This window comes from Pedobacter sandarakinus (assembly GCF_026240095.1).
GTDB classification, from domain to species: Bacteria; Bacteroidota; Bacteroidia; order Sphingobacteriales; family Sphingobacteriaceae; genus Pedobacter; species Pedobacter sandarakinus.
This window is the reverse complement of the sequence record NZ_JAPIVG010000003.1, coordinates 584,994-597,385: the sequence shown is the minus strand read 5'-3', so window position 1 is coordinate 597,385 and position 12,392 is coordinate 584,994. Positions and strand designations below refer to the sequence as shown.

At 41.2% G+C, this 12,392-nt stretch carries 6 protein-coding genes; 1 reads left to right on the top strand and 5 read right to left on the bottom strand.

The features are described from left to right. Positions 1–142: 142 nt before the first annotated feature. Positions 143–2,626, top strand: coding sequence for a hypothetical protein (locus OQ268_RS11180; protein ID WP_265856217.1), 2,484 nt, complete (start codon positions 143–145; stop codon positions 2,624–2,626). 134 nt (positions 2,627–2,760) lie between these two features. On the opposite strand, the gene OQ268_RS11175 is transcribed toward OQ268_RS11180, so the two are convergent. The 5 genes from OQ268_RS11175 to OQ268_RS11155 all read right to left on the bottom strand — a co-directional run bounded on the left by OQ268_RS11175 (position 2,761) and on the right by OQ268_RS11155 (position 12,389). Further along, positions 2,761–5,499: a PAS domain-containing protein gene (locus tag OQ268_RS11175; RefSeq protein ID WP_265856216.1), complete on the bottom strand. Its 2,739-nt coding sequence runs from the start codon at positions 5,497–5,499 to the stop codon at positions 2,761–2,763. Between the two features lie 645 nt (positions 5,500–6,144). Next, the gene (locus OQ268_RS11170) at positions 6,145–7,533 is read right to left on the bottom strand and encodes a Gfo/Idh/MocA family protein (RefSeq protein WP_265856215.1); all 1,389 of its coding nucleotides are present in this window, start codon (positions 7,531–7,533) and stop codon (positions 6,145–6,147) included. A gap of 26 nt (positions 7,534–7,559) precedes the next feature. Further along, positions 7,560–9,797: an alpha-N-acetylglucosaminidase gene (locus OQ268_RS11165; protein WP_265856214.1), complete on the bottom strand. Its 2,238-nt coding sequence runs from the start codon at positions 9,795–9,797 to the stop codon at positions 7,560–7,562. Between the two features lie 11 nt (positions 9,798–9,808). Continuing rightward, positions 9,809–10,627 (bottom strand): endonuclease/exonuclease/phosphatase family protein, encoded by an 819-nt coding sequence (locus OQ268_RS11160; protein ID WP_265856213.1) that lies wholly within the window; start codon positions 10,625–10,627, stop codon positions 9,809–9,811. Positions 10,628–10,679: 52 nt separating this feature from the next. After that, the gene (locus OQ268_RS11155; protein ID WP_265856212.1) at positions 10,680–12,389 is read right to left on the bottom strand and encodes a RagB/SusD family nutrient uptake outer membrane protein; all 1,710 of its coding nucleotides are present in this window, start codon (positions 12,387–12,389) and stop codon (positions 10,680–10,682) included. Between the last annotated feature and the right edge of the window lie 3 nt (positions 12,390–12,392).

Sequence of the window (12,392 nt, the reverse complement as noted above, 5' to 3'; positions counted from 1 at the left end):
GGTTCGAATTGTTGTTCGATTTGTTCATTAGAATTAGTTATTCACCATTCTTGTTCATTTTATTCATTTTGCTGTACATTGCAGTTGTGCTTGGGAATTAATGGTATTTTAGGGCTTGTAGTCACTCCTATACACTCGAGACATGAAATATTTGACCTTGGCTGAGCTCAGGGAACAAATCTTGCGAAAGTTTAGGATAAGCAAGATTAGTCCCTCAGATTGTCAGTTTATAGCTTTAGAGATAACCCGCAAAACCAAAAAAAATATTAGCGTAACTACCATTAAACGCATATTTGGGTTTGCCGCGGTAAATCATAAATTTTCTAAGTTCACATTAAGTACCCTTCTCGATTTTCTTGGGGATAATGATTGCGAACCAATCGATAGTTTTTTAGAACAGCACCCATCACTTGAGCCCGATACACCCGAAGCACTGCATGAAAAATCCAAAGCAATTTCCAAGGAAACGTTTAAAGTGGTTATTGAAAATGCTAATATCCCATTTTCATACACCATAGACAGGAAGTTTGCATCCCATGATTTCGAAACATTCTATGAATCAGACTATGCCTTCACAGCTTTTATTGGCCAGTCTGGTTACGGCAAAAGCATCCTGATAAGCCATTTAGTTCAACAAAACTTCCTTAGTCAACATGCCAGGTATCCTGATGACATCATACTCTATCTCACAGCAGAAAAACTTTTTTACAACAATAGAAACTTTATCGATCTGGAACTTAGAATTTTCGAGCTCTTGGGTATCAGAACACAACTAAGCTTAGCGGAATATACAGCCGATGTCTTTGAGAAAACTGGCAGAAAATTGATTATCGTTTTAGATTCGCTATATCCTGCTTGCGAGGAAAGAGGATCAAAACAAAGAGTATTTAATGCGATCGTGCAGTTTTTAGCAAATGTTGTACACACCAATTCGATTAAATTCATTTTTGCTGTTCGAACTTACATTTGGCGACGATTTTATGAAAACATAAAATTATCTGTTTACCTGCAGCGCAAGTGGTTTAAGGGCACCTACTACACCGTGCAAGAGCAGAACAATATTCCAGTATTTTCGCTTTCTGAAATTAGAAGACTCCTGGAAAAACTTGGATCTGACGAAGGAAAACTACATCCTCAGCTCTTGTCTGAATTGAAATACCCCTTTAATTATGCTAATTTTTATCAGCTCAGAAATCATTACGATCTTAAGAAAAAATTAATCTACTATAAACTTCTGCACCAGCTGGTTATCGAAAGATTCCAGGAACCGGCAAGCAGGGCGACTAAGTTGATGATATGCAAAATCATTGTCGAGATGAGCAACTTTGGCAAACATGGAGATACCATTAATAAATCCTTGCTGATTGCTGATTTCTACCAATACAAAGATGCCTATATGCAACTGTTACTTGCAGGCACAATTACAGAAGAGAAGCATGAATTTGAAGGTTTTCAGATTGAGATGGTAAAATTTACACAGCCAGGCATGTTTGATTATTTTCTTGCGAAAGTCCTTGCCGGAAGAAAAGGTGTACAGTATTATCATCTGATTAAGCACCTCCACTTGCCATATACATCGGAAGCAATAAATTGGATGATCTTCAATGTAATGCAACAGAAAGATTACCATAAAATAAAAGAGATTTTCAAATTAAAGTTGGCGCCAGGTGCCTCAACAGAAGCCTGGTCGCTGGTGAGCGAAATGTTAATTACGGAGCTAAAAAACCCATCTGATTCTTGCACTGGAATGAAATTGGAATCTATAGGCGAAATCTTTGTAGATCAATTGGCACAGCTTGATTTTCTGGCTCCGGCTTTCATTGATATTGCCAATACAATCATTAAAACATCAAACAAAAAAATCATCCGCAATACTTGCCACAACCTGCTTACTTTGCATGATTGTCTCACATTGAACCTGCTAAATCTGGAACGGCGTCTTGCTTTTTTTAACCAGGTAGAAGATCATTATGAAACAGGTTGTATTGATCCGCTGGCGCTTATAAAACACGCTATCGCAAAATTAACCTGCCACAACTACAACAGAAGTTTCCTAAAAGAACAGTATCAGTCTTTGCTTGATTTCGGAAACGCCAGAGGCGACCAGGTAAAATTGACGGAGGTAACCTTATGTCTTATGGAATGGCTATTTGATGATGGAGATAACTTAATCAACAATATTGCTGATGGTTATTTGAAACCTGAAAACAGCGAAGTTCCGGGTGTTCATTTCGAATATATCGTTCAGCTTTTACGATTAAATAGCGATGGAAACATTGCAGATAAAATGCAAATGCAACTGGAAGGTATGCTTTACCGACATAGGGCTCACTACTTAAATCGAACCTTCTTTGGAAATGCTTTAGATTACCTCATCAAGATACATCAGCACATCGACCAAGGCCATTATCTGCAAGCAAAAGGTGAATTGAGTGAAGCGATTGCTTTCTACAAGCAGCATGGATACAAGTTCCTGGAAATAAAAAGTTATAAGCTAGGTATTGTGATCTTTGGCCATTTAGGAGATCAAGATAGAATTATCGAATACCGGTACCTCATCTTAAGCTCACTTGAAGCCGAAACGCATGGAAAATATCGATTTAAAGGCAGTTTAGTTACTGCCTAATGCTTAAATTAATCAGATATAAATCCTCTTTTCTGCCAAATTTGTACAGCATGCGCTGCCACCGTATTCGAATTAGTTAGATTGAAACCGCTTAGACAACTTGAATCATGCTAGCCATATCTAGTGCAGCAATCTTACTCTGGGTTTATTGGTAAGGTGAACCAGAATTCGCTACCATTCGATGGTTCGCTATTTACGCCTATTTTACCACCATGATTTTTGATGATCTCTGCACTAATGTATAAACCTAACCCAAGCCCTGTAAATTTTTGCCCCTTGTATTCGGTTCTGTAATAACGATCGAAAAGGTGCTTAAGCTTTTCCTGAGCAATACCAGGGCCATAATCTTTTACGCTGATTTTAATTTCGCCATTTCCAATGCGTGTTGTTGTGATAACAATTCTATCAGATTCTGGCGCATACTTAATGGCATTGGTAAGGAAATTGACCAGTACCTGACCAATTTGCTGGTTATCTGCAAAAACCTCCAATGTTTTTTCACCTTGAAAAATGATTTGCTTTTTCGTAGTTTGAAGAATATGTGAGCAGCAGTTATTGAACAGCTCATCTAAAGAGAAAAGCGTTTTCTCCATCTTAAGCTGACCTTGTTCTAACCTGCTGGTATCTAATAAATCATTTAATAATCTGGAGAGACTGTCTAAGCTTCTGATCGACTGGGCGATTAATTTTTCCCTGGATTCATCAGGCAATTTACTATGCGCTCTCTCTAACAACTGCAAAGATGCCTTGAGAGAAGTTACCGGTGTTTTTAGCTCATGGCTCGCAATGCTGATGAAATCATCTTTTCCCTGGGTACTAAGTCTCCTCGAAGTAACATCCATAAATGTACCTATGCCACCTGTTAGATTCCCTTCCTCATCAAAAATCGGTGCTGCATTAATAGAGATGTAAAGACGATCCTTATCTGGCGGCTGAACGCCTATCTCAACATCATAAACCGGGCGGGCGGTCGACATCATGATCGACATTGGATGCTCTTCCTGAGGAAGTGGGGTACCATCAAGACGCAGGTTTTGCCAACGTGGATCATCATAGGTCCGGCCTTCAATCTCGCTTAAAGTAAGCCCTAATATATGTTGTGCCATTGGGTTAGCGTACACCAACTGCCCGGTTACGTCTACTATTCCAACCCCTTCAGCCATTGTCTCCAGGATCCCCTGTAACCGCTGCTCGCTTTGTCTGAGGGTATCTTCAAGAATTGTTTTCTCTGCAATGGTTTTATCCCGATCTATAATTGCTGATATCTGGCCTGTAACTTCAACTGCCATATCTATCACGCCGGTTACAATACCGTCTTCATGATAGGGGGCATAGCTAAAATTGAAAAAGCCTTCCATTAGACTTCCGTTCCGCAACAGATTTACCTGACTTGCCAATTCAGCACGTGGCTGAGCATCTTTATATGTTTGAATAAGTTTTTCGGCTGCCGGCTGCCCCACCAATTCGGGCATTTCTTTGAACAGCGGTTTCCCAATGATGGACTCATCTTTTCCAAGAAGTTCCAACATGGGCGCATTGATCATCGTGACAATAAAATTCTCACCTTTAAGAAGTAAGATTGCAACCGGAGACTGGGCAATAAGGTTTTTAAAACCAGCATCACTATCTCTTAGCCGTTCGTTAAGCCCGTTGATTGACGCATTAAGCGAAATCAGTTCGAGATTATCATGATTTAACCCTTGATTAACTGAACTTAATTCATCATTCGTACGCTGTAATTGCGCATTAGAACTGTCCAGACCATTATTTTGCTCTTCGAGTTTTTCATTGATGGATTTTATTGCATTATTAAATTGTTCAAGCTGCTCGTTAGTTGATGTATATTCTTCATTTATTGCACCTAGTTCTTCATTCGTTGTCTGCAGTTCTTCATTTAAAACAGCCAACTCTTCGATATATTCCTGCAACTTGTTTTCATTTTCCTGGAAGGCCTTCTTAATCAATACCTGCTCGGTGATATCCTGAACGGTAGCCATAATAGCGTCAACGCGACCATCAGGATCCAGCATAGGGATAAAATCTATGGCAAGGTACTTTTCACCTCCATTTTCATCTTTCCTAGAAGAATCCAGAACCTCTGTAAGCGATATTTTCTTTGCAGAGGAAAACACATTATCTAATTCCTGGGTAAATATTTGTCCTTTTAGCAGCGGAAATGCTGTTAGCAATGGCCTCCCAAAAACATCTTGTAGTTCATGCCCCCAAATCTCAAGCATCTTAGGGTTGGCAGTCTCAATAATCATATCCTTCCCCTTCAAAAGCGCGAGGCCAATAGGGGCCGACTGAACCAATTGCTGCATCCGGTGTTCTGTAAAAACGAGTTTCCGGTGTGTGGCAGCCAATTCATCATTTACTTGAGACAGCTCTTCGTTAGTAGACTGATATTCTTCATTTGCTGCTTGAAGCGCCTCATTGATCTGTTGCTCCCGCTCCTCTTTTTCCCTTACCAATCTCCAGCTGTTAACGCGTTCGGTTACGTCCAACGCAGTATGCAAAATGCAAAATTCTTTTCCTGAAGGATCAAAAATAGGTTTGTAAACCAAGTCGTAATAAGCAGTAATTAGCTGTCCATCAATTAACCGATTTACCTTGACGTCTTTTCCGATATAGTCCTCTCCGGTTTCCCAAACTTGCTTGAGCAGCTCCGCTATGGGCTGCCCGTCGAATTCTGGCAGTGCATCCTCGAACTTTTTGCCAATTACAGCATCATCTTTTCCCCAGAATTTTAACATATCATTGTTAGCCAACTGGATGATGAAGTCGGGACCAATGTATATAGCCGTAGCCTGGGTAAATTGATTGAGGATCTCGAACAATGCAGGGTTGCCCGAAGCTGAAAGGAGGTTATACATGAAAGGACCTTTTATAATTCTAAATAACTTTCAAAAGTAGTTAATCCCAAAACCGTTAGCAAAATAAAACATCGCATAAGTCTCATTGCTTACACCAAAATAGAATAATGGCGACTTCGGTATCACCAAGCCCTATCCTCCCAAAGAATTATTTGATCAACTACTAAAAATAATCTGAATACATGCTTACCCAAATCAGGTGGAAGCTGTAGTATGATAGAAACAACAACTATTTTCGCCTAAAGTTTCTGTTCTGTTTTAAGGGGGTTCAGTGTGGGCATAAGTTGCTTTCAATCCTAAAATTCGAAATTCGCTCACTATACCTCATCAACGATACTTTCACATGTAATTTAATTATCCAAGCTTGGTTCGATGTTAAGATTTGGTGTGTAGCGAGCTCCGCCGCAGAATGGGGAAAGTTATAAGATGAATTCATTAGTGGGGAGAATTTTTCAATCAAACTAACATGCTCATTTGAAGAGATCGTAAAAGCGGATCTACCTCGACCGAAGTTCCGATAGATCCGCTGTGATACAACAAATGAAATCTTTGCAAAACACTTAAATCCTGTTTGCCACCAAAAGATTCGTTTCATCTGAGCAAATCTTGCTGGTTTATCCTTCAAATAGATATAAGGTAGAACGATTAGACTTTTACATCCATAATTTTACCTGTTTTACGACTTTTTTCTGCCATGAATCCCATAAGGTGGCTTTCGATCGACTCATCTATTGTAGAAGTGAGTAACGTTGCATCTTGCTTAGCAACCGCCTGTACAAAATCACGAACCAACATCCAATCTCCACCGCCATGCCCACTGTTTTTATAGCCCTCAACATCTTCTGACTTGGGCACAAACCGTGTTTCTTTTCTTGTCTTAAAATCATGCAACATTAACTCGGTCATGTCCCCTACCAAGTCGCCCATGGATCCCATAACTCTGGTTCTGCGGTCGTGGTAAGATGTGAAAGCTTCCATAGAGAAGTTAGCCGTAACCTGATCGCTAAACTGTATGCTGGTGATGTAGTGATCTGGCTGATCATTATCCATCCGATAAACGCACCGACCGTAATTACTGGTTTTAAGCTTTTCAATAATGGCTTCTTTTGTGTCCGCAATATCTTCAGGAATATCCAGTACGGAAATGCGGCTTCCCCTTTCCGCATATTCCTTAATGGCCGAATAAGGACAGCCACGCTCCACCTTACATCCCGATGTACATCGATCGGTGCTTCCTTCTGGTGCATTTGCAGATTTAAACCATTTCAAATCGCCCATAGCAACAATTTTCTCTGCTTTTTTATTGATCACCCATTTCATAATATCCAAATCATGGCAAGACTTGGCTAAAATTATCGGGGTAGTCTGTTTAGAATTATGCCAGTTTCCGCGAACATATGAATGTGCCATGTGCGTATGTTCTATCGGTTCAAAATGCTGAATACTGATAACCTCTCCTATTGCACCCTTTTCAATCAATTCTTTCATCTTTACAAAATAGGGAGCATAACGCAATACATGGCATACCGCTACAATTCTCCCGGTTTTCTTCGCCAGGGCCAGGATATCCCTGCATTCTTTTTCCGTAGGTGCAATGGGTTTTTCCAACAGGATATCGTAACCTTTCGCCAATGCCTGCATGCACGGCGCATAATGAAGGTTATCAGGCATGGAGATAATGATTGCATCGGCCATTTTTGGTTTGCTAAGAACATCTTCCCATGTGTTAAAACGGTTAGCTTCGATGATCTTGTGTTTCTTGGCATATTTGTCATTTCTAAACGCAATGGGCTCGGCAACACCAACAATCTTCATCAAGTCTGGAAAAGTTGCTGCGAAGTTTCCATAGACCGTACCACGATTTCCTGCACCAAGGGTTATGGCCGTAATAGGCTTATCTAAGGCAGTGTGCCTCGGGTTTTCCGGAATATCGAAAATGTAAGAATCATCACCGATTTTTGCGAAGATGTCTGTGTTAATTACGCCTGCACCAAGTGTTAAGCTAATTGTTTTTAAAAGGTTTCTGCGGTTCATATTTGAGTTGATTAGGTGTATAATTGTTAGTTTAGTTTTACATGTTGCAGGTCGTTTTCTATCTGTGCATAATATTTTTGGTAGATATATCGCGACTGAGAAACTGGGTCTCCAGCGGGCAGATTTGAATATTTCTCATGTGCATTTACCCACTTCCACTCCCATTTTTTCATAGTTGAATCAAAAACCTTTTCATCAAATTTTGCTTTCTTGGTCATATCATCATCTATAGCTTTAAAAAAGCTTTCCCACCTGGGTTTGTAGAAACCTTTAAGTAATCCAGACCATTGTTTGCACGCATATTCCCTTAGCGTGCTGTTTTCATCTCCCCAAAGGGTGATTAAGTTTCTAGCATTGCGCTCGTAAAGATCCATTTCCTGTTGCGTAGTGCCCCAAGACTTAGCGCTGTTAAGCCATTCTCCCAGCAAGAAATCTTTCCTTGTTTTCAGAAGAACATCCATGTCATCAATCAGTTGGATGAACGCGGTGCTATTTTTTCTGAAAGCAATGAGGTTGTTTTCACGATAGGCACTTGCTGTTTTCTGTTGCAAATAAGTAGCGTAATTGGCAAGTACCTGCCTGCTAACATCGACCAGATCATATTGAAATCCTTCAGCATTTGCCAATTGAGGTGATGCCTTAATTAAGAGTTTCCAGGCTTTCATTAGATCAGTATTATCGTATGGAAACCTGGTGGTAACCCCACGCGTAGAACGGGAAAATGTTGGCCTTGCACAAATGATAGATTCCGGACCCCCATTGGTAAGAGTATCACTGTAGACAGACTTTCGAAGATACTCCCATGCACCCTGAGCGTCGGCATTTTTCTTTCCATATCTCCTTTGGGCATAGCCTTGCAGCCATGAATCGAGTGGAATTGGTTTATCTTCCCAAACATTTTCCATCATCAGATCGTACATCACCGGATTTTGTTCTATGCCTTCTGGTGTGAGACCAATGCCCATCATTTTTCCTGATTGAGGATCGGACCGTACCCGGGCGGGTTCTTCCGCTACAGTTTTCATTTTTCCTTGCATAGAAATGTTACCACCAAAGTTGCTCAGCATGTTCCAAATCCATGGTTTGCCATAATAGGCATCTGTTTTCTTCCACAACGGATGTCGTTCTGACCATAAATCCAGGATAATCATCTTATCATTAGGCACTGCACTTAACATCGCCTTAATTTGCGGCTCTTTCCAGAAATTTGCCGAGAAGTGAAAAAGCCATCCCTGCATAATCCATACGGCTTTAGGATCTGCTGACGCCATAGAAGCATACACCTTTTTCGAGATATCTGTAAGGAAAGCAGGATCATTTGAGGGTGGTTTATTTTCGTTAAAGGTATCTGCCGAATACAGGTGATCTGTTCCATACGCAGCCTTTTGCGCTTCTATAAAAAGACTCCCAATCTTAGTGAAAAGTGGATCTTCAGGATTTAGAAGGTATACCTCAGGAAATTTGTTATTCCAGCTGGTTTTAATAAGTTTCGCATCGGGAAAGCGATCTTTAAATGTGGGCGGAACATGACCTGTAAAAGCAGGAAGAATGGGTTTCATACCAAACTCACGCTCCCTGGCAACAATTTGCTTTTGGAGTTTCTCATGACTAAGCATCCAGGTTTCTGGCAAGGGCCCGCCCCATCCATCCAGATTCCCCATCCAAAACCAACTGAAATAAGCCGGACCGCTAAAAAATCCTTCAAGGTCTTTCGATGTAAAACCTAAACTTTTATATACCCGGAAATGAATTATATTCTGACCTGTTAGTGCAAGTGGTGTATTAATCCCATTCATCGCCATCCAATCTATTTCCCACTGCCAGCGCTTCCAATCCCACCAACTCATAGAATAATTAAAAGTACAGTAATTTAGATAATACCTGTAAACATGCGGACTTACTTTACGGATGGTACCAGCAGGCCTGGGAAGCGGTAAGGATAGTTTTTTATTTGAACCGTTCCAGGTAATTTGGCAATGAGCAATGTGTTTGAGATAGTAGTTGAAAGCACTCGCTACAGATACCCCATTATTACCTCTTAAAACAATCTTATCTCCTTGGGCAACAATTTCAAACACATCTTTTCCTGCCTCGGCTGGCAACTCTTCTACCTTAAACTGGCTCGAGAATTCGGGAAGCATCCGTTTAATCAAGCCTTCCACTGCCTGCTTATTTAAACCCGCTTGCGCAGAATCTATGCTAACAGCACTTGCTACCAATGGAAAACAAAAAAACAGGAGAGACAGGGTTTTAAATAATCGCATGAACAGGTTTTTTAAAGTTTGTATTGTAATACAGATAAAATTGGCAAATGATCAGATGCATAATGTTCGGCGATAGCTTTGTGCGAGACCACTTCGAATGCATTCGCCGGTTTGTAGCCAATATGATCAATGGTTTTTGTGGGATTAATTACCGGGATGGTGAAATCACAGTTCTGGCAGGTGCGGGTAAAAAGTGCATCGAAAATCTTTATAGACTCGCTACCAGGTGCAGCATTTAAATCTCCTCCCAAAACAACCGGAAGATTGTCATCCATCAGCAATCGATTAATTTCCTTTGCCTGCATCTGGCGGTTTTCATTCGTCTTTTGCGCATCTAAATGGGTAGAAGCGAATCTGATAAACTTGTTCTTGGCAACTTCTATTTTTGCCGTTGCCAGTACGCGTTGCTCAGCACGTGCATCGCTATTTTTTGGAAGCATGAATGTTTTCGCCTCCGACATCGGGAAACGAGAGAGGATAGCGACGCCATAATCGCCCCCATCATGATCTATCGCCTTGGCAAAATAAAAATTCATTTTTAATTTCTGCGCCAAAATAACGGCTTCATTAACGCCACCCGATCTTTTGGTGTTTACATCTACTTCCTGTAGTGCAACCAGGTCTGGCGACTGCAAACTTATCGCTGCCGCAATTGCATCAAGATCTATAGTGCCTTCTTTCTCTTTTGACGGGGGATTAGCATGGTGAATATTGTAAGCCATTACCCGTAAAGTACCATCGCCTCTCTTACCAGCAGAAGGGTTAACTTTTGGCGAGCAGCTAATGAGGAGGAATATGGTGATACAGCAGATGAAATTGATTGCTTTCATAAAATTTTTTAAAAAATTTTTAATTAATACATATGGAATATTGAACCAGATACTACCATCCGGGATTTTGTCCGAGGGCAGGATTTTTCTGCAATTGAGTAATCGGGATTGGCCATAAATAATTTTTAGGCGCAACAAACCTTCGGCCTGTATTTACCACAAAATAGCCATTTGCATCTGTGGCAATAGTGGCCACATATTGTTGATTAAAACTTTCAACCAGGCTTTTCTTCATGCCCCTAACATCTTGTGCAAGTAACTCACCAACCTTCCATCGCATAATATCGTAGTATCGCTGGCCTTCAAGGGCAAGCTCAACCCGTCGCTCTCTCCTTATCTCTGTCCTCAAATCGAGTCCTGCGGCAGCAATATCTGCGATATTCATTCTTTTCATCCCCACCCTATCACGAAGCAAATTGATGGTTCGATCCAGGTCGGCCTGGGTTAACGTTCCTTGCTCCAGTTTCGCCTCTGCATTAATAAGCAATACTTCGGCATATCGAATGTGGTGGATATCATTTGAGTCCTGACTTACAACGCCCACGGCCGGAATCTCGACATATTTGGTGAAGTAATAGCCTGTTCCAGTGATGCAGCCTTTTTTATCTGCATTCCACTTTGGTGTATTAAAGATTGTGTTCGAATTTGCATCCGCATCTCCATCATCCTGTCCGCCCCATGCAGACCCTGGACTCAAAATGGTTTGCGCCATCCGCGGATCCCTGTTTTTGAAAATATTTGCATAGGAGGTTTCACTATACAATGGCGATTTATCGATTGGTAAACCATCGGTACATAAATAAGTGTCTACCAACGATTTTGTCGGCGAGTATCGACTTGTTTGATCTGGCACCTGTATTTCCCTGCTGGTATTATGCACACTTACACCAGCTACATACGGCCGGGCAAGAATGGTTTCTTTATTGGCTCCGGCAGATAGTTTGCCTTTATAAGTAAACAGATCGTTATAGGCTTTTGTAGTACCGCCCGCGGTATAAAGTGCGTAAACGTTTAGATCCATTACTGCTTTCGAAGCTGCTTCGGCAAGCGCCCATTTTTCGAAGAACAGTGCTACCCTTGCTTTCCATGCCAATGCAGCGCCTTTTGTTATTCGGCCCAAATCCGTTGCCGATGCGTAGGTGGCTGGCAAAGCTGCTGCAGCGGCATCCAAATCTGCAAGCACAAAGTCGAGTACTTCGGCACGTTTATTCCTCGGCCCATAAACCTCCTCATCTCCAATATCAAGGGTTTTGGTAATAAGTGGCACATCCCCAAACAAGAAAATAAGATAGGAATACATAAATGCCCTTAAGAATTGAACTTGCCCGGCATATCCGGCCAAAGCGGCGGGCGCTATACCAGTTGCTTTGGTGTAGTTTTCCATGAAGTGATTACATCGCCTGATGGCTGAATACAGATTTACCCATTCAGAGTTCAGCGTTCCCGCAGTAAAGTCGTAGTTACCAGCAGATATAGCCTGGTATTCAGAATTTGGGGGATATATGGTATTATCGCCCATATTTTCCATGGCAATGGTGTTGTTACCCCTTAGGTTACTGTAGCAGGCATTTACCGCCAGCTTCAGTTGTTCTTCAGTTTTCCAGAAGCTGATGTCAGTAACAGTATCTAATGGCTGCCGATCGAGAAAGTCTTTTTTACAAGCAGATAGGAAGAAGGAAGGAATCATTGCCGCAGCACTTAACAAACCTGTAGACCGCAAGAATGATCTGCGGCTATTTATATATTGATGTTGATTTTTCATGGA

What these genes read in the sequence shown, in the direction of transcription:
- OQ268_RS11180 (WP_265856217.1), top strand. Translation starts at nt 143, where the DNA reads ATGAAATATTTGACCTTGGCTGAGCTCAGGGAACAAATCTTGCGAAAG.
- OQ268_RS11175 (WP_265856216.1), bottom strand. Translation starts at nt 5,499, where the DNA reads ATGTATAACCTCCTTTCAGCTTCGGGCAACCCTGCATTGTTCGAGATC.
- OQ268_RS11170 (WP_265856215.1), bottom strand. Translation starts at nt 7,533, where the DNA reads ATGAACCGCAGAAACCTTTTAAAAACAATTAGCTTAACACTTGGTGCA.
- OQ268_RS11165 (WP_265856214.1), bottom strand. Translation starts at nt 9,797, where the DNA reads ATGCGATTATTTAAAACCCTGTCTCTCCTGTTTTTTTGTTTTCCATTG.
- OQ268_RS11160 (WP_265856213.1), bottom strand. Translation starts at nt 10,627, where the DNA reads ATGAAAGCAATCAATTTCATCTGCTGTATCACCATATTCCTCCTCATT.
- OQ268_RS11155 (WP_265856212.1), bottom strand. Translation starts at nt 12,389, where the DNA reads ATGAAAAATCAACATCAATATATAAATAGCCGCAGATCATTCTTGCGG.